Raw genomic sequence first — 17425 nt, 5'->3', positions numbered from 1 at the left:
ACATGTCGCTACATCTTCATTCCGTTCACCGCGTCCATCAAACCATCGGCTTTACTGCCGTGTCATTGCTGGCCCTGGGCAGTTCTGTAGCACTCGCCGCCCCAGCTGCGGTGAAAGAAGGCGGTGCTCAGGTCAAGGACGAACTTCAATTGCTGGTCAAGCGAGCGCCGGCCTCGACTGCAACGTATAACGTGCCACTCGGACAATTGGCTAATAGCAGTGGTCCACTGACACTCAAAGGCGGTGCACCCGAGGTGGCTGTTCGGCTGCCATTGCCACAACTGGTGGAGCCGATTAGTGTGACGCTTAACCTGACGGGCGCCGCATCTCGCTCGCTGACTGAAACATCTCAACTTGTGGTCAAGGTCAACGACTTGATCGTTGACCAGTTCGGCCTCAAAGGCGAGACAGGGGCGTTCCGTCGATCGGTGACGATTCCGGCATCGCTACTCAAGGAGGGAGACAATGATATCCGCCTAGTCGCAGCGCAGCGCTCGCATGCCGCCCAGAATCTTTGTGACGCAGACACGGCACCCGAACTATGGACCCAAGTTGATATGGAAAAATCATCGTTGCAAGTGATTGGGCGCGCCAGACCGGTTCCAGCGCGTCTGGATGCGATGGACGGCTTATTCGACAGGAGGGCGCTACGGCCGCGCACGACAGTACCGATCCTAACCGCTGACGATCCTACCGCTGAAGAATTGACGGCCATGGGAATTGTCGCGCAGGGAATTGGACGTCGATACGGGGATGTTCCGGTAACGCTGCGTCACGGGACGTTTCCCCCAACGCCTGAAACGCTGACTACCGAAATGGCAGGCGACACGCGAGGCGCCGTATTGGTCGGCACTTTTGACAGTCTGGCACACTACTTCGAGGGGATGAACTTGCCTGACCGGCCGGGCCCTGTCATAGCTGTGAAGTCGCTACCTGGTGACCCAAGTCGATTCTTGCTAATCATGGCTGCGGCTAATGAAGCAGATCTGAAAGCAGTGGCGAGCGCATTTTCGATGCCGGGATTACCGTGGCCGGATGAACCATGGATGGAAGTGCGTGATCTGGAGTTGCCGGATGTTGCCGAAGCCCAGCGCATGATCGAGATGCCCGCCGATCCACAGGGAGTATTCCCGCTGCGCGCCCTGCAATACCAGACAACCACCTTTACCGGAAAAAACGCAACGGAGACGTCATTACGCTTCTGGAATAGTAACTGGCAAGGGCGGATGCTGGTGCAGGTTCACCTGAGTTATGCCAGCGGCATGGCTGCACAGTCAGCGCTCAACGTCTCCGCCAACGGCGTGCTGCATGGTTCCATTCCCCTCAACAGCACGGCTGGGGGCAGCTACTTCAATTATGCAGTGACCGTGCCGGCCGGGTCGCTCAAATTGGGTTGGAATACTCTGCAGTTCCAGCCGGTGCTAGTCCCTGACGGACCTGCTACCGGTTGCAAGGTGGAGGCGCAGGAAAGCTTGGCAGTGACGCTTTATGACGATACAACGGTACAGAAGTATGAAGGGGCGCCATCGCAGCAATCCGATCTTGCATTATTGTCAGGTCTGGGGCGTCCTTATATCGACGGCAAGACCGGTATAAGTACCGCGGTTCATCTGGGCGACGTCGATGCCGAAACAGTGGGGGCCGGCTTGACGCTGCTGGCCAAACTCGCGCAGGTGCATCAGGGTCCGTTGCCACCCGCCTGGCTTGGCGTGGGCGACGGCCCGCAAGCACAACACCGGCTGTGGATTGCTGCCCAAGACAAGCTGCCGCCGTCAGTGCGCCGCGCCCACTCGGCGGATGGCACGCCAGTACAGGCTATGTCTATCCCGCTAGTAGAAACTACGCGCGTTTCACGTGCCGATGGTGCGGAATGGTATACCAGCCTGCGTGACAAGATGAGCTTTACAGGGGAGAACCGGCCGGTCTACATGCATGCGAGCGTGCAGGCATCGTCGTCACCCGGCGCGCGTAGCTTTGCATATACATCCCGCGCCAACGGTATTACGACCACTGTGTTTTCGGCCGATAACAGACGGCTGTTAGCGTCTGGAATCGAGAGCGTCACAGCGCCGCAGCAATGGAGTCAGTTACGCGGCACCTACGCCAGTTGGACGCCCGGCACGGCATCGGTTCGCACCATTGCAGCCGAAGAGGCGCCGTTCCAGGCGTATGGGATGCGTGGGGGGCTGGCAATCCTGATGTCGAAGTACCCGTGGATCGGGCTGGTAATGCTCGGATTGGCAATCAGCTTGCTGGTCCCTGTGACAGCGTTGGTGATTCGGTCGTACAGAAAACGAAATCATGGTCCTAATGAAACCTAAGGGGGAATGGCGTGAGAAAACATGTACTTGTAAGTCTTGCAGCAACGGTCGCATTGGCTTTTTCACTAGCAGCAAGCGCGCAGGAACTAACGGGCGTGGCTATTGGCGGCGTTCAGTATTCACCAGACAGTTCATATACCTATGCCGGCATGTTGAAGTCTTTTCCTGGCGGACGGCTCGGTGAAGGGTGGTACAGCAAGGTGATTGCCAGTTGGCTGACCTACCGGTATGACACCAACATCAGCGGTACCGACTACGAGATCCGCGCCCGTGCGCCCGGAATCGAAGGCGGGGTCGGTTATGGATGGAAACGTGACCGGTACACGCTCAGCCTGTCGGGGTCAATTGGCCTGCGGCATATCACCGTCAAGCCAATTGTCCCGGACAACGAGGAAACCGGTAATGTCTGGACTTTCAATCCGCAGCTGCAAGGAACATTTGCACTGACGCCAAAGATTGAAGCTGGCACGCTGGCCAGCTATGCATTTGGCCAGAAAAGTGCCTACGCACAGGCTAGGTTGGCTTGGAAACCTAGCGGCACCTGGTTTGTCGGGCTGCAGGAAATTTATTTGAAGGGGCGTAATTACCGGATTAATCAGCATGGCATCGTGGTAGGCCGGCCCCTGGCCAACGGCTATACGTTGGAAATTTCAGGCGGGCGCTCACGGCCACGTGACAGCGATAGTACCGGTTATATCGCGTTCGGTCTGTCGCGGGTGTTTTAGTCATTTCGTTATGGTTTGTGTCATGGAGTCCCTTATGTCCTTGCTACGTCAGTCCCTGTACGGGATTCTGCTTACCGGCTTGTTGCTGTCTCTGTCGGTCCATGCGGCGCCAGCCAGATGTATGCCTTGGCCAGCCTGGGAAAACTATCGGTCACGCTTCATTAGCGGGGATGGCAGGGTGATTGACCACGGGTCTCTCTCAAACATCACCACATCGGAAGGTCAAGCCTACAGCATGTTCTTCGCTATCGTTGCCAATGACCGAACGCGTTTTGACCTGCTGCTGAAGTGGACGATGAACAACCTGGCACGCGGTAGCTTGGCGAACAGCTTGCCCGCTTGGCAATGGGGTAAACGTAACGACGGCAGTTGGGGGGTGATGGATGACAACGCCGCTTCTGACGCCGATTTGTGGATGGCCTATGCCTTAGGGGAAGCCGGCCGCCTATGGAAAGACGAAGGCTATAGTGACCTCAGCCGGGCGCTGGCGCTGCGGATCATCAATGAGGAGACGGTAACGCTAGACCGGCTTGGCCGTATTCTGTTACCTGGGCCGCGCAGTTTCCAGTTGCCCGATGACGTCTACCGGTTGAACCCGAGCTATTACCCGATTCAGATCATGCGCCGCATCGCAGCACTCAATCCAGACACCGAGTGGGATCAGATTGTCACGGCGTCAATCAATGCGCTTTTGCGTAGCGGCGAGCGCGGGTATTCACCCGACTGGGTCTTATACAAAAACAAGGTTGGATTCATGCCTGACAATGAGAAGAAGGCGCTCGGCAGTTACGATGCTATTCGGGTCTACCTGTGGGCCGGGATGCTATCTGAGAACGATCCGGCACGTGCGGCGCTGATGAAGCGGTTCCATCCAATGATTGAGCATATCGTTCAAAATGGCATCCCGCCGCTGGAAATCAATACCCAAGACGGCGCTACCAAAGGTTATGGACCAGTCGGATTTTCATCTGCACTGCTGCCATTCCTCGCCGCGCATAATCAAAAAAGCCTGCTGGAGCAGCAGCGCCTGCGTGTTATTAATGCGCAGCCACTGGAACGCTGGGATAACTATTACGAGCAAGTCCTGACCCTGTTCGGCGTTGGATGGCTTGAGAAGCGATATCGATTTGACAAGGAAGGGAAGCTATTGCCGAATTGGACGTGCACACAAAACTGAACACCTCATATAGGTTAACGACAATTGCGCTTTTTCGGGCAAGCCCTATTCAACGTTACTCGTCTTGGCTCAGTGTATGTGAAAGGTACCCTGATGCTCAGCTTTTCCGATTCCGTCGCTTCACAAGCAAGGGCCAATTTCGGCATGGTTGACATTCAATCCGATATGTTTACGGCATTCTACGAAGCGTTGCGCGCGTTGCCATCGGTCGACGTTATGTTGCTTAACGATATGCCCCAGCCAAGTGGTGGACCGGGTCAGGGTCGTGACAGGCATCGCTCAATCATCATCACTAGCGGCGACATTTCGCTTGAACTCATACCGATTATTCGACGTGAAGTGTTTCCACGCGACGCGCGCGCGATCCTTTGGGAGTTGCAACAATGGATGGAGACTGTGGATCAAGGCCAGACAATCCAAGTGCCAATTGTGGTTGCACGGGGGATTTCTGCAGGTGCGCGCTCAATTCTGAGGGAAGCTGGAGCGAGCTACTATGACCTTACAGGCAGCTTTTATTTGCTGGCCAAAGGTCTTTACTTGTTTGTTGACAAACCCGCTCCGAAGAGACTAGTCAAGCTCAGCCAAGCACTCTTTACCGGACTGCGACGCCGGATCGTCCATAGGTTGTTAGAGCATCCTGAGACATGGTTCAGTGTGGCCGATCTGGCCTACCGCGCAGGTGCGTCTACCGCCACCACATCGCAGACGTTATTGTTGTTAGAGAAACATGAATGGGTTGAGGCTTCTGGACGGGGACCGACGAAGCGACGACGCCTACTTAACCCAGGTAGCTTGGCAGATGCCTGGGCCGAGTCACGCAGGCTTGAAAGGAACAAGACGGCACATCTATTTACCGTGCCGACAAACTTGCTAGAGCGGCCGTTCGCCGCCGTTCTAGCCGAGCACTGTGCCCACAAAGGTTGGGTCTATGCCTTTACCGATCTGGTAGCTGGCCAGTTGCATCTCGGGCGGGAACTCAATGCGCAGCGAATGACTTGCTATTTGGCCTTTAACGAAAACGTTGATAATCTCCTTACGGAGCTTGGTAGCATGCGCAGTGACAAAGGCAATCTAACTGTCGTTCCAATGCCAAATGACCCGTCATGGATTGAGTGTGTTACGGTCGAGGAAATACGTATTGTGGATCCCATCGAAGTCTATATTGATCTCATCGCCGATGGGGAAACCGCGGTTGCGTTAGAAATTAGAAAATCACTGTTGCCCTTCTAAGCTATTGCCACCGGGTTCAGATCGCCTCAGCTCTCTTCAGAGAACGGCTTTGCTTTCCACGAGAGCGATATCGAATATGCTGCTAACTGTACATAGCTGATTAAGGGTCGCGTTTATTCAATTTTCCGTTCTATGGTGATGAGGTCATCGATACCGAAGCAAGGTGCCGTTTCACCGAATAAGTAGTCATGCAAAAGTCCTCGTAATTCTTCCGTAAGCGCAAATGGGTCAATGCTAAGCAGGCGTGAAAGCATGACCTCGTCGCGGGTTGCCTCTGCTTCCTGTTGTGCCTGACAGACAAGCCATTGATCGTAAGGGGTAAGCTCGTAGTCATTTTGAAAGTCTGCGTAGGGCGGCATGGGAATCGTGCGGCCAGAACATGTCAATATGAAACCGTCCTTGCCGCTACGAACCTGATTTGAGATAAGTGATTTTGCAATAGAAAATATCTTCACATCGTTGACCCAAAGCTCTAGAACCGCGGTTATTGCAGTTTGGAATTTCGAGGCGAACCAGAATGATGCGCGTCTTTCCCCGATATAGGGCGACTCGCTCCATACTGGAGCGAACGTCTAGAATTCGGATTCCAACTCTTCGATCTGTTCAGGTTCAGCGAGCGCAGCCGCAATCCATTCTTGCATTGCAGGCAGTTCCAGAATCGCCTTGCTGTAAGTGCTTGCCGCTAGTGTGAGCTCGACATCGTAAGTGATGAAGCGAGACACCACCGGCGCATACATGGCATCTGCCAATCCCGGCTTACTACCGAACAGGAACGGTCCGCCATACGTCGTTAAGCAATCCGTCCAGATGGAGTTGATGCGTTCTATGTCTGCCTGGGCCCGCTCCCATATCTTGAAGTTTTTGAACCGACCTCGGATATTCATGGGCAGAGCAGAGCGAAGTGAAGTGAATCCTGAATGCATTTCACCGCAAATGGAGCGGCAGTGCGTGCGCGCAGCCAAATCTGCGGGGATAAGTCCAGCCTTCGGTCTGACTTCATTAAGGTATTCGCCGATCGCCAGCGTATCCCATACCTTCAGTCCCTTATGAGTAAGGCAAGGGACGAGAATTGATGGAGCGAGCAGTAAGATTTCAGCGCGTACGGACGCATCGTCCAGTGAAACCATGTGCTCTTCGAAGGACAAACCAGAAAACTTCATCATGAGCCAGCCACGTAGGGACCAGGATGAATAGTTCTTGCTGCTGATCGTGAGGACTGCCTGCTCCATTTGCGACCCCCGTATACTTGAACGCTGACCTAAGCTACGCAAGCAGCATGCCATCGTGGCGTAGTACTTGCTTCAATCGGAAGAATTGTTGTGTAACATAACAATCCGGAGCTGGCATGCAATACCATGTCTACCAGACACAAGCTGATGTCCATAAGCAAGTACAGTTCGTGCTTCAAATGGCGCATGCCGCGTTGGCCCACCCGTCATTAAACCTACAGCCTCTCGCCAAACGGATCGGTGCACTATCGGAACTTGTCTCCACCGCGCGTATTACTCATACGCGTCCTCACTTCGGTATCGACAGTATCAGCATCAGCGACGGCCATGGCAGGCGTGATGTAGTGGTGCGTGAAGTACCGGCGCTGGGTTTGCCTTTTGGCACATTGCTGCATTTTAGGAAGGAGGGGGTTGAGGACCAGCCTCGCGTCCTGATCGTAGCTCCCCTGTCAGGACATTTCAGCACACTGATGCGTGAGACCGTGCGAACCATGCTTCCAGACCACGACGTCTATGTCAGCGACTGGCATAACGCCTGCAACGTGCCACTTGCAGATGGGGGGTTTGGTATGGACGACTATGTCGATTATCTGATTCGCTATCTAACGTTGCTGGGGCCGGGTACCCACATCGTTGCGGTCTGCCAGCCATGTGTCGCAGCACTGTGCGCGACGGCCATTCTTGCCGAGGATGGCAATCCTGCTCAGCCGCGCACGTTGACGTTGATGGCAGGGCCAATCGATACGCGTATCAATCCGACTTCAGTCAATGTTCTTGCTACCAAGCGTCCTCTGCACTGGTTCGAGCATAACCTGATCAGTACTGTCCCTTGGCGTTATCCCGGCGCCATGCGCCGTGTCTATCCTGGTTTTTTGCAGCTGTCGGCATTCCTCAACATGAACCTGAACCGGCACATCGCGTCGTTCAAGGAATTGTACCGTTCCTTACTGGAGGATAATTCGGAGAAGGCAACGACGATAAGACGTTTCTACCAGGAATACTTCGCGGTCCTTGATCTATGCGCAGAATTCTATTTGGAGACAGTGCGACTGGTTTTTCAGGAGCACGCACTGCCACGAGGGCAGATGATGTGGAAGGGGAATCGCATCAAGCCAGAGGCAATCCACCGCACAGCACTATTGACGGTAGAGGGTGAGCGCGATGATATCTGTGGAATAGGGCAGACCATGGCTGCACATGATCTCTGCCCCAATATTCCGGGGCATCTGAAATTGCATCATATGCAGGTAGGAGCAGGACATTACGGTGTATTCAGCGGGCGCCGTTGGGAACAACAGATTTACCCCGCAGTGCGCAGTTTGATCTATTCAAGGCAGTAACGCATTATTCCATGTATGGCTACGCACGCATATTGGGTAATCCTCGTAGGGGAAGTTTCCAACGTTGCGGGTGGGGTCTCGTTCAGATCCTGGTTTTAGGGGAATAACAAAAGCGTGGCTACTGTCGAGTGTAAGTAAGTTCAAGAATGGTAAATGCAAATTTGTGATGGGGTGAATTACATCTGATACGACCATCAGCGAACGCAATCTCGAGCAGCTTCAATACTTCATGCGTTGACGCGAATAACCATAGTGCCCGAATCAGTTCGTCCACTGGCATATAGACATCTTCAGGATGGCTTCTTGCCTGATATGCTGCAACGATACGCTTCCAGATGTCGGTTTGGCGCTGATTGTCCATTCCTGAGTTGCAGTAGGCTTCACGGAAGTTTTCCATGCTGGTCACGTTGCGATTACCTGTAAGCGTACTTTGATAAGTGCTTGGCCCAACAACGATGTGTTCTCAAGTACAGATTCTGCGTGGTCGAGGAGGTCATTTTCACTGAGTCCCCAAATTGAAGAAATCAGGTGCAGATCTTCGTCGGACTGTTTCGACAGCCATTCGCATAGAGTAAGGTCCTGCAGAAATTTGACCTTCAATCCTTCCTCCAGGACGTTGAAACAGACATGGCGCCATGCTTTGTCATTGCCAGCACTTTCAATCTTGAGTGCGAGCGATTTTATCTTTTCGGCTTCCTTCGCCTTCAAGATCTTTTCTGCCGTGCGAATATCGCCTAGATACAGGGCCTTTTGATAGAAGAAATAGTGAGCAAGGCTCCGGTAACGAACCTCGTCGTGGGTGAGCGTTGAATTGCTTTTTTGGAAATAGCTCAGGTGCTGTAGCTGTGTACCCGGCACAATAGCCTCCTGAAGTTATGCTGCGGCGCACAATCAGGGTAGCGAACGAACGTTTGCTCGCGTTGACTTAGCTCAGGCCTATTAGTTTTTCTCTTTTGAAACAACAGTTCTCAACGACGAGAGACCGCTGCCGGCGTTGTAAATGGTACGAAGGCTCCGTCATGCAAGATGAACTGAACGCCTGTTTTCCGTAGAGTGGCCGGCGAGGGGAGGACCGGCAATGCTCTGAGGAGTAATACATGCATACTATAACGACGGTCGATCTGATGTTACGACATTCGGATCATGTCAAGCACGCACTACGCGTCAATTATGGCAAGAAAGTGGGGTGAAAAGATCTAGTGAGGGCGTTACTCGCCCAACAAAAAAGCTAGTAAGAGCCTCCGTTTCTCCAAAGAACTTTAAACATTATGCGACTTGCTGTCATCAGCAGCTCTGCCTGATTGAATGCGCATGTCGGAATAGGGCACCAAAGCAGTCATTCGCGAAATTACATCATAGGCGAAAGCTAGGCAGAAGCCGTCGTCCACATAAACCAGTTATTTTGATGCATTCCGACGTTTATTTGGAAGGATTTCAGTAAAGCCTCCGGTTTAGTGATTACTGTAAAGCTCGTTTGATAGGGCACAAGACCGCGCCCCCTTCAGGTTGGAAATCGAGTCACGCTTGTTAGTTTGAGACCTTGGGGCCACGAGGCAGGTGCTGCATATGCAGCGCGGCTCTGTCCTTGATAACGCTTGCCGCACTGAAGCAACGTGATTACCACGGCGTTGAAGGCGCGGACCGGCGGAAACTGGCGGCGATTTTGGCCAAGGAGAAACAAAGCCCAAGCTTCGGTCCTGCGGCGATTCGTACGTCAACCCCTGAACCTGGACGTTGAGCATGAAACCGGTCCATCTGGATCGGCCAACCTGAGGAGAAATCAACCATGAATACGCCATTCAAATACACAAGGCTTTCCAAAGACGATGCCGCGCTGCTGCTGGTAGACCATCAAGCTGGCCTGATCTCTTTAGTTCAGGATTTCTCGCCGGGCGAATTCAAAAACAACGTGCTGGCTGTTGCCTCCTGCGGCAAATACTTCAAATTGCCGACCATTCTCACGACCAGTTTTGAGGACGGTCCAAACGGCCCGCTTGTACCTGAACTGAAGGAGGCATTCCCGAAGGCGCCCTATATTGCTCGCCCCGGGAACATCAACGCCTGGGACAATGAGGACTTCGTCAAGGCCGTCAAGGCGACAGGAAAGAAGCAACTCATCATTGCCGGTGTCGTGACCGAGGTCTGCGTAGCTTTCCCTGCGCTTTCCGCTATTGAGGAGGGTTACGAGGTATTCGTGATCACCGATGCGTCGGGTACTTTCAATGAGGTCACGCGGCACAGCGCCTGGCTACGGATGCAGGCTGCCGGCGTGCAAATGATGACCTGGTTCGGCATGGCCTGCGAGCTGCACCGCGACTGGCGTAACGATATTGAAGGCCTCGGCACGCTCTTCTCCAACCATATTCCGAACTACCGGAACTTGATGACCAGCTATTTCACCATGGCAGGCAAGAAGTAGCGATATCGCATATTGGTGTTCCGACCGTCGGGCTTACCTTGGACAGGCTCGACTGTTGAGCTGGCGCGTTCATCAGTCCTTCTGGATGTGCTCGGCAAGATACTCGATAAGCAGCCGGACACCTGGAAGAAGCCCGCGGCGCGACGGGAAAACTGCGTGGATGATGCCGCCTTTCGGCGCCCATCCTGGCATGATGTCCACCAGCTTTCCTGTCTTGAGATCTTCATCGACGACCATGCATGGCAGCTGCACGATACCCACGCCGCGCAGAGCCGCCTGCCGCAATGCCGACACGTCGTCGGTGATGTATCTCGGTTGATGCCGCACCTGTGCTTCCGTGCCCTGCGGGCCGGCGAGGTCCCAGACGTGATCCCGCGGCGGTCCCCAGTCCAGGCTAGGCAAGCCGGCCAGGTCTGCAGGATGTTTCGGCAAGTCGCGTTCCCGTATCAGATCGGGGCAGGCCACCAGGCGCTGCGGGCTTGCCGACAGCACGCGCATGACCAGATCGCTATCTTCCAGAGGCGGAAATCGCACCCGCAGCGCCAGGTCAAATCCTTCACTCAGCACGTCGACACGGCGGTTGGTAGCTTCAAGATGGACCTGGACCTTGGGATACTCGGTCATGAAGCGCGCCACCAGGTCACTGATCCGATATTCGAGTAGGGCAGTCGGGCAGCTTATGCGTACGATCCCTTGTGGCTCGGAGCGTTTGCGTTCCATGACTTCGCGTGCCGCTTCTGCTTCCACAAGTACAGCCACGCAGTGCCGGTAAAACTCCCGCCCGGTCTCGGTGACCGAGAAATGGCGCGTCGAGCGCTGTATCAAGCGCACATCATATTGCTCTTCCAGCGCCGCAATGCGCCGGCTGAGTTTTGACTTGGGCATGTTCAGGGCACGACCGGCCTGCGTGAACCCTCCATGGTCAACGACCTGCACGAAGTAGAAGAGGTCGTTCAAGTCCTCCATGATTGTTCCTCCCGTAGAACACTGACGGCAAATTATAGGGTCTACCGCATTGATTGTTGCGGAAATATGATGGACTTCATTCACTGGAGTCAATCATGAAGCACATTCTTGGCATCTATAGCGCACCGTATCAGCACTGGGTCGGCGATGGTTTCCCGGTACGCAGCCTGTTTTCTTATCAAACCATTGGTCAGAATCTCAGCCCATTCTTGCTGCTTGACCATGCCGGCCCGGCCGACTTTTCTCCGTCGCAACGCTTGCGCGGGGTGGGGCAGCATCCGCATCGCGGCTTCGAAACCGTCACCATCGTTTATAAGGGTGAACTCGAGCACCGTGACTCAACGGGGGCGGGTGGGCTTATTGGACCTGGCGACGTTCAATGGATGACCGCCGGTGCCGGCATTCTGCATGAGGAATTTCATTCGGAATCGTTTTCGCGCAGCGATGGAACGCTGGAGATGGTGCAGTTGTGGGTCAACCTGCCGCGGCGCCACAAGATGGCTCCTCCTTCCTATCAAGCCATCCTGGACACGGACATCCCGGCCGTGTCGCTGCCGGACGATGCCGGTGTAGTCCGTCTGATCGCAGGCAACTTCGGCGAGCACCAGGGGCCGGCCAGAACATTCACTGAGGTGGATGTCTGGGACATCCGGCTTGCGGCCGGCAAGCAGGTGATGCTGCCGTTGAAGAGCGGCCGCACCGCGGCCATCGTCGTGTTGCATGGGGCCATTCAGATTGGCGATGCCAATATCGTCCACTCCCAGCAATGGGCTCATGCGGGGCTGAACGGAGAGGACCTGCTGATCGAAGCCAAAGCCGACTCCATCATCCTTGTCCTGAGCGGCGAGCCGATCAACGAGCCTATCGTCGGACATGGTCCATTCGTCATGAATAGCGAGGAAGAGATCCGCCAGGCCATGCAGGATCTGAAGAACGGCACCTTTGGCCAGATCCCGTCGGCTCGTTAATCGCAATTTCAAACATTCGGTGTTTCCCCCCGCGCTTCCGTCGGAAGCGCTTTATCCACCCACCTTAGGAGGTTGCCATGACTACATCTTACAAACGTCTCGACAAGAACAACGCTGCGGTATTGTTGGTCGATCACCAGGCCGGCCTGCTGTCCCTCGTGCGCGATATCGATCCCGACAAATTCAAGAACAACGTGCTTGCCTTGGGCGATCTGGCAAAGTACTTCAAGCTGCCGACGATTTTGACGACGAGCTTCGAGAATGGGCCGAACGGTCCGCTGGTACCGGAACTGAAAGAGATGTTTCCGGAGGCACCATTCATTCCCCGGCCCGGCCAGATCAATGCCTGGGACAACGAGGACTTCGTCAAGGCCGTTAAGGCGACGGGAAAGAAGCAGCTCATCATCGCCGGCGTCGTCACCGAAGTCTGTGTTGCCTTTCCAGCTTTGGCCGCGCTCGAGGAGGGCTTCGATGTATTCATCGTCACCGACGCCTCCGGAACATTCAATGAAATAACGCGTAACGCGGCATGGGAACGCATGTCGAATGCGGGTGCGCAGCTGATGAGCTGGTTTGGCGTGGCTTGTGAATTGCACCGTGACTGGCGCAATGATATCGAGGGTCTGGGCAATCTGTTTTCGAACCATATCCCGGACTATCGCAACCTGATCAGCAGCTACACCACGCTGACTTCATCCAAATAATCGTTGACAGGAGGGCCGGCAGCGCCCGGTCCTTCTCATGCGAGTGTGTAAGCGTCGCCGACTGTCATTGCGTGTTGGGGTAGCAGCAGAGGTAGCGGATTGGGTCAAAAAAGGATGTACCGGACGTTTTACTAACAAGTACGCATAGACGAGGAGGAAAAATGGACATCGCTATGCGCTTTGCATCGTTGTTTCCCTATGAGAGAGAAGCTTTGCTGGAAGCCCTGCGAAGGGATGTGCGTACGGAACAATGCAAGATAAAGACCGATCCTGAAGATGCGCATATTCATTTGGTGAATTTCCGTATTGGCATCCAGATACTGGAGGCCCTCAACCCAAAAAAGGGGAAGCGCCTGGAGGCGAGATGAATAGTCGGCGCGCATGCAGCTTGCTGCACCGTGCCTCAGACAACTAGTTTTTCATTGTGTAGGCCACCATACCATTCGAGTGTATTGACGCGGGCTTTTATGCCGCAGGCACTGCTGAAATATGTCTGATCTATGCTTTTGGAGGTAACCATGATTTCAGGAAATGAAAGAGCTGCTTCTTTGGTCGTGCGTCATGAGGTGCGGCCAAAGGAAAAAGAAAACTATGAGCTCTGGCTCAAGAGTATTGCAATGGAAGCGCAGCGTTTTGCAGGGCATATGGGCGTCAATATTATCCGCCCTCACGACTCATCTGGCAGCTATACGATCGTCCTGCGCTTCGACTCTGATGAACATCTGAATAGCTGGCTGGAATCCGATACACGCAGGCGGTTTATCGATGACATCAGGCCGACGCTGGTCAAAGAGGAAGAACTCGAAATGCATACGGGCCTGGAATACTGGTTTACGCCGCCTTCTGAGCGCAGGCTGCAGGCGCGGCCATTCAAGCAGTTCCTGATTACCCTGTCTGCCATTTTTCCACTTACCGTGGTGCTCCCTTGGATCTTAAAGCCGGTTTTCGACTATATCCCCTTGCTGGGTCGTCCCGTCATCAACAATTTCATTCTGGCGGTAGTGATCGTTTACCTGATGGTGTATGTGATCATGCCGCGGTATACGCGACTAGTTGCGAAATGGCTGTTTGAATAGACGGAAATAATGTGCCAACGTTAGGATAAAAATGACCGGTTCTACTTCACAATCGAGATGCTCATACCAAGCATTAATGATCAGTGCATAGCAGCATGTGCATGCTGACCATTTTTGAGGAACCGACAGGCGCGATGCAAATTTGGAGGAATATTGCCTAATTTGCAACAGCATATTGCTGTAAGCCCTAGCAAGCACTTTTTACGCGGGGAACGACGCAAGTCATCTGTTACGGCGTTAGAAGGAAAATAGCAATCTTTTTCCGTCAAGCGGAGTCTGAATCAGCACTAATGCACTTGTGAAGGATTTGCAATATGGCGACTCTTGCTGAATTGCCCGACGGTCTAGCGCTCGACTTTCGACTGCTGTTCAATGCAACACCCATTCCGTATCTGGTTCTGACGCGCGATTTCACTATTGTCGCCGCCAACGAAGCGCGACTTCGGGCCACTGGAACCGTGCGTGAGAGCATCCTCGGACGACCGCTATTCGAGGTATTCCCCGATAATCCCGCCGATCCAAACGCTACCGGCGTGAAGAATCTACGTATGTCCCTGGCTCGGGTACTTAGCAACAGGGCACCCGACGCAATGCCAATACAGAGATACGACATCCCTAAACATGGCTCTGTTGAGGGCGAATTTGAAGTACGGTACTGGAAACCGCTTAACACGCCCGTGTTTGATCAGTCGGGAGAAATAATCTATATCCTTCATTGCGTTGAAGATGTGACCGAACTGGTCGTCAAGCAGCAGGCGACTGAGGAAAGCGAAGCCCGATTCCGGCAGATTGCGGATGCCATGCCGCAGGTGGTTTGGTCGGCATTGCCTGACGGTTTCCATGACTACTGCAATCGGCAATTCTATGAGTTCGTCGGCGTGGCGCCAGATTCAATCCTCGGTCAGCAATGGGGCGAGCTCGTGCATCCTGACGATCGCGCGCGCGCCGGGCGGGCGTGGGAGCACAGCCTTGGGACAGGAGAGCCCTACGAAGCCGAGTACCGGGTGCTGCATCGTTCACGGCAGTATCGCTGGGTGTTGGCGCGCGCCTTGCCGATCCGGAACGAGGCGGGCGATATCGAACGCTGGATGGGTACCTCTACCGATATCCACAAGCAAAAGCTTGCCGAAGAAGCACGGGCGAAAACAGAGTCAAAATTTAGAAAGATTGTCGAGTCTGACCTGATCGGAATTTACCAGTACCTGCCGGACGGAACACTTACCGAGGTCAATGACGAATTTCTAAGGATGATCGGCTATTCCCGGCAGGAGTACGAGCAACAAGGCTTGTCCTGGCGCGAACGAACGCCGCCTGAATGGGATCATGCGGACAAGTGCGCGTTAGACAAACTTCGAGCCAAGGGGAAGACGGAGCCGTTCGAGAAGGAATACATCAGGAAAGACGGAACCCGGCTACCGGTGTATGTCGGTGCGACGAATCTCGACGGACCCGAAGACGGAGGCATCGCCTATGTACTCGACCTCACAGACCTGAAGCATACCCAACTTGCGCTCAGGGATAGCGAAGCCCAGTTTCGAGCACTCGCCGAAAACATCCCACAGCTTGCATGGATGGCCAATAGTGACGGATCAATCTTTTGGTACAACAACCGGTGGTACGCGTACACCGGTACGACGCTTGAAGAGATGCAGGGTTGGGGCTGGACACAAGTGCACCACCCGGATTATGTCAAAACGGTCAAGGCCAAGTATTACGCGCACATTGTTGAGCGTCAGGATGCGTAGGAAGATACCTTTCCGCTCCGCGGCGCAGACGGAAGCTACCGCTGGTTTCTGTCCAGGGCGGTACCAATTCGGGACCATGACGGGCGTATCGTTCGATGGTTTGGCACCAATACCGACGTCACCCTTCAACGCGAGTCCGAAGAGGCACTGCAGTTAGAAAACCGACGCAAGGACGATTTTCTGGCGATGCTCGCGCATGAATTGCGCAATCCTTTGGCGCCGATCAGCGCCGCCGCCGACCTCCTTCGTGTGGCTGGGTATAGTGAAGATCAGACAAAGCGCGCCGCCGACATTATTGCGCGCCAGGTCAAGCACATGACAGATCTGGTCAACGACCTGGTCGACGTGTCACGCGTAATACGTGGCCTCGTCTCGATAGAGAAAGAGGAAGTCAACATCAAGGACGCGGTTGCCGCCGCGGTCGAACAATCGAGACCCCTCATCGAATCGAGAAACCACACGTTGTCAATGCGGTTGGTGTCAAAAAATGCCGTGGTGCTCGGCGATCGTAAACGCCTCATTCAAGTTCTTACGAATCTCTTGAACAACTCCGCCAAATATACGCCGCAGGGCGGCGAGATTCAGATTTGCATGGAGATGAAGGGTTCTGAGGTTTGTGTTGCTGTTTCTGACAACGGGATTGGCATCGACTCCACCCTATTACCGCAGGTGTTTGATCTATTTACGCAGGCCTCACGAACGTCGGATCGCGTCCAGGGCGGCCTCGGCTTGGGCTTGGCTCTGGTCAAGAACATCGCGTCGCTCCACGGCGGATATGTAACGGCTAAAAGCGAAGGTCAAGGAAAGGGAAGTACGTTTGCGTTGGCACTGCCAATCTTTGAATCGGGCCGCGTCGAGACCGACCATCCTCCATCAGAGCCCTTGCTCAATTCAACAGAACAGTCACTGCGCATCCAGATCGTCGACGATAACCTTGATGCGGCAGAATCGCTCGCTGCCCTTCTAACGGCGGACGGCCATGTTGTGGATGTCCAGGAGTCTGCTTACGGTGCTCTGAAGACCTCCGAGACGTTTCATCCGGAGGTCTTTATTCTGGATATAGGCTTGCCTGACATGGACGGCTATGAACTGTCTCGTCGCCTTCATGATCTTGCTGAAACGAAGGATGCTATTTTCGTCGCGTTATCGGGATACGGGCAGGCACACGATAAGGTCCTTGCCAAGACTGCGGGCTTCGATCATTACTTTGTAAAGCCGGTGGAAATGCCGGCGTTGAGGCGGGTTCTAAAGTGTCCTAACGTGCAGCATTCCCGTTCGGCATGATTAACCGGCCGAAGTGAGGACTCCGGGAAGAGATGCGCGGAGTCAGGCTACAACGAGCTTGGAGCGGCGAAGGGCCGCTTCGGGGCGTTTGCTCCAGTTAGAAATTTGTCTCTGAGAGCGTGCTCAGTATCTTTTTAACAGGAGAGCGAGGAACGCGAGTACAATGAACTGTTCGCTGGTATGCAACTTTCGCTCACAGTTCTTCCAGAGACGGCGGCATTTTTCAAGCCATGCGAAGGAC

At 54.2% G+C, this 17425-nt stretch carries 17 protein-coding genes and 2 pseudogenes; 13 read left to right on the top strand and 6 right to left on the bottom strand.

All coding sequences use genetic code 11. The annotated features are described in order from the left end of the window. Positions 1 to 2 precede the first annotated feature (2 nt). From IGW03_RS24010 to IGW03_RS23995, 4 genes are all read left to right on the top strand, one after another. Entirely contained in the window at positions 3 to 2321 is a 2319-nt protein-coding gene (locus IGW03_RS24010; RefSeq protein WP_194725064.1) for a cellulose biosynthesis cyclic di-GMP-binding regulatory protein BcsB, read from the top strand. Positions 2322 to 2332: 11 nt separating this feature from the next. Then, entirely contained in the window at positions 2333 to 3046 is a 714-nt protein-coding gene (gene bcsS / locus IGW03_RS24005) for a cellulose biosynthesis protein BcsS (RefSeq protein WP_194725063.1), read from the top strand. 34 nt (positions 3047 to 3080) lie between these two features. Then, a complete protein-coding gene (gene bcsZ, locus IGW03_RS24000) occupies positions 3081 to 4223 on the top strand; it encodes a cellulose synthase complex periplasmic endoglucanase BcsZ (protein ID WP_194725062.1) in 1143 nt (380 codons plus the stop codon). Between the two features lie 93 nt (positions 4224 to 4316). Continuing rightward, positions 4317 to 5453, top strand: a complete 1137-nt coding sequence (locus IGW03_RS23995) for a type IV toxin-antitoxin system AbiEi family antitoxin (protein WP_194725061.1) — start codon at positions 4317 to 4319, stop codon at positions 5451 to 5453. Between the two features lie 113 nt (positions 5454 to 5566). On the opposite strand, the gene IGW03_RS23990 is transcribed toward IGW03_RS23995, so the two are convergent. Both IGW03_RS23990 and IGW03_RS23985 read right to left on the bottom strand, forming a co-directional pair. Then, positions 5567 to 5908, bottom strand: a complete 342-nt coding sequence (locus IGW03_RS23990) for a hypothetical protein (RefSeq protein WP_194725060.1) — start codon at positions 5906 to 5908, stop codon at positions 5567 to 5569. A gap of 117 nt (positions 5909 to 6025) precedes the next feature. After that, positions 6026 to 6682, bottom strand: a complete 657-nt coding sequence (locus IGW03_RS23985) for a glutathione S-transferase family protein (protein WP_194725059.1) — start codon at positions 6680 to 6682, stop codon at positions 6026 to 6028. Between the two features lie 116 nt (positions 6683 to 6798). On the opposite strand from IGW03_RS23985, the gene IGW03_RS23980 reads away from it, so the two are divergent. Next, complete coding sequence (locus IGW03_RS23980; protein WP_194725058.1) at positions 6799 to 8022, top strand: polyhydroxyalkanoate depolymerase; 1224 nt, start codon at positions 6799 to 6801, stop codon at positions 8020 to 8022. A gap of 118 nt (positions 8023 to 8140) precedes the next feature. Here the strand turns inward: IGW03_RS23980 and IGW03_RS23975 are convergent, their stop codons facing one another. Both IGW03_RS23975 and IGW03_RS23970 read right to left on the bottom strand, forming a co-directional pair. Then, entirely contained in the window at positions 8141 to 8419 is a 279-nt protein-coding gene (locus IGW03_RS23975; RefSeq protein ID WP_194725057.1) for a hypothetical protein, read from the bottom strand. Between the two features lie 5 nt (positions 8420 to 8424). Next, the gene (locus tag IGW03_RS23970) at positions 8425 to 8880 is read right to left on the bottom strand and encodes an NADAR family protein (RefSeq protein ID WP_194725056.1); all 456 of its coding nucleotides are present in this window, start codon (positions 8878 to 8880) and stop codon (positions 8425 to 8427) included. A gap of 928 nt (positions 8881 to 9808) precedes the next feature. On the opposite strand from IGW03_RS23970, the gene ycaC (IGW03_RS23965) reads away from it, so the two are divergent. After that, positions 9809 to 10441 carry an isochorismate family cysteine hydrolase YcaC gene (ycaC, locus tag IGW03_RS23965; RefSeq protein ID WP_194725055.1) on the top strand — a complete coding sequence of 211 codons (633 nt, stop codon included), beginning with the start codon at positions 9809 to 9811 and terminating at the stop codon, positions 10439 to 10441. A 72-nt stretch (positions 10442 to 10513) separates the two neighbouring features. On the opposite strand, the gene IGW03_RS23960 is transcribed toward ycaC (IGW03_RS23965), so the two are convergent. Beyond that, the gene (locus tag IGW03_RS23960) at positions 10514 to 11407 is read right to left on the bottom strand and encodes a LysR substrate-binding domain-containing protein (RefSeq protein ID WP_194725054.1); all 894 of its coding nucleotides are present in this window, start codon (positions 11405 to 11407) and stop codon (positions 10514 to 10516) included. A gap of 95 nt (positions 11408 to 11502) precedes the next feature. Here IGW03_RS23960 and IGW03_RS23955 point away from each other — a divergent pair, with 95 nt between their 5' ends. The 7 genes and pseudogenes from IGW03_RS23955 (at position 11503) to IGW03_RS23925 (ending at position 17184) form a co-directional block, all read left to right on the top strand. Continuing rightward, positions 11503 to 12375, top strand: a complete 873-nt coding sequence (locus IGW03_RS23955; RefSeq protein ID WP_194725053.1) for a pirin family protein — start codon at positions 11503 to 11505, stop codon at positions 12373 to 12375. A gap of 77 nt (positions 12376 to 12452) precedes the next feature. Beyond that, the gene (ycaC, locus tag IGW03_RS23950) at positions 12453 to 13079 is read left to right on the top strand and encodes an isochorismate family cysteine hydrolase YcaC (RefSeq protein ID WP_194725052.1); all 627 of its coding nucleotides are present in this window, start codon (positions 12453 to 12455) and stop codon (positions 13077 to 13079) included. Positions 13080 to 13240: 161 nt separating this feature from the next. Then, positions 13241 to 13447 carry a hypothetical protein gene (locus tag IGW03_RS23945; protein WP_194725051.1) on the top strand — a complete coding sequence of 69 codons (207 nt, stop codon included), beginning with the start codon at positions 13241 to 13243 and terminating at the stop codon, positions 13445 to 13447. Between the two features lie 150 nt (positions 13448 to 13597). Next, complete coding sequence (locus tag IGW03_RS23940; RefSeq protein ID WP_194725050.1) at positions 13598 to 14155, top strand: antibiotic biosynthesis monooxygenase; 558 nt, start codon at positions 13598 to 13600, stop codon at positions 14153 to 14155. A 314-nt stretch (positions 14156 to 14469) separates the two neighbouring features. Next, positions 14470 to 15900 (top strand): PAS domain S-box protein, encoded by a 1431-nt coding sequence (locus IGW03_RS23935; protein ID WP_194725049.1) that lies wholly within the window; start codon positions 14470 to 14472, stop codon positions 15898 to 15900. A gap of 21 nt (positions 15901 to 15921) precedes the next feature. Next, positions 15922 to 16245 (top strand): annotated as a pseudogene (locus IGW03_RS39075) (sensor histidine kinase); the annotation flags it as partial. 123 nt (positions 16246 to 16368) lie between these two features. Continuing rightward, on the top strand, positions 16369 to 17184 hold the full coding sequence (locus IGW03_RS23925; RefSeq protein ID WP_369122957.1) for a hybrid sensor histidine kinase/response regulator: 816 nt from the start codon (positions 16369 to 16371) through the stop codon (positions 17182 to 17184). Positions 17185 to 17307: 123 nt separating this feature from the next. On the opposite strand, the pseudogene IGW03_RS23920 reads toward IGW03_RS23925, so the two are convergent. After that, a pseudogene (locus IGW03_RS23920) lies at positions 17308 to 17425 on the bottom strand (IS5/IS1182 family transposase); the annotation flags it as partial.

Origin of the sequence: Noviherbaspirillum malthae (genome assembly GCF_015352985.1) — a bacterium.
Classification (GTDB): domain Bacteria; phylum Pseudomonadota; class Gammaproteobacteria; order Burkholderiales; family Burkholderiaceae_D; genus Noviherbaspirillum; species Noviherbaspirillum malthae.
This window is presented reverse-complemented; position numbering and strand designations above follow the sequence as displayed.

Coding starts and splice junctions, on each gene's coding strand:
- bcsZ (WP_194725062.1), top strand. CDS start 3,081: ATGTCCTTGCTACGTCAGTCCCTGTACGGGATTCTGCTTACCGGCTTG.
- IGW03_RS23985 (WP_194725059.1), bottom strand. CDS start 6,682: ATGGAGCAGGCAGTCCTCACGATCAGCAGCAAGAACTATTCATCCTGG.
- IGW03_RS23975 (WP_194725057.1), bottom strand. CDS start 8,419: ATGGAAAACTTCCGTGAAGCCTACTGCAACTCAGGAATGGACAATCAG.
- ycaC (WP_194725052.1), top strand. CDS start 12,453: ATGACTACATCTTACAAACGTCTCGACAAGAACAACGCTGCGGTATTG.
- IGW03_RS23945 (WP_194725051.1), top strand. CDS start 13,241: ATGGACATCGCTATGCGCTTTGCATCGTTGTTTCCCTATGAGAGAGAA.
- IGW03_RS23980 (WP_194725058.1), top strand. CDS start 6,799: ATGCAATACCATGTCTACCAGACACAAGCTGATGTCCATAAGCAAGTA.
- IGW03_RS23925 (WP_369122957.1), top strand. CDS start 16,369: ATGCGGTTGGTGTCAAAAAATGCCGTGGTGCTCGGCGATCGTAAACGC.
- ycaC (WP_194725055.1), top strand. CDS start 9,809: ATGAATACGCCATTCAAATACACAAGGCTTTCCAAAGACGATGCCGCG.
- IGW03_RS23935 (WP_194725049.1), top strand. CDS start 14,470: ATGGCGACTCTTGCTGAATTGCCCGACGGTCTAGCGCTCGACTTTCGA.
- IGW03_RS23955 (WP_194725053.1), top strand. CDS start 11,503: ATGAAGCACATTCTTGGCATCTATAGCGCACCGTATCAGCACTGGGTC.
- IGW03_RS23995 (WP_194725061.1), top strand. CDS start 4,317: ATGCTCAGCTTTTCCGATTCCGTCGCTTCACAAGCAAGGGCCAATTTC.
- IGW03_RS23940 (WP_194725050.1), top strand. CDS start 13,598: ATGATTTCAGGAAATGAAAGAGCTGCTTCTTTGGTCGTGCGTCATGAG.
- IGW03_RS24010 (WP_194725064.1), top strand. CDS start 3: ATGTCGCTACATCTTCATTCCGTTCACCGCGTCCATCAAACCATCGGC.
- IGW03_RS23960 (WP_194725054.1), bottom strand. CDS start 11,407: ATGGAGGACTTGAACGACCTCTTCTACTTCGTGCAGGTCGTTGACCAT.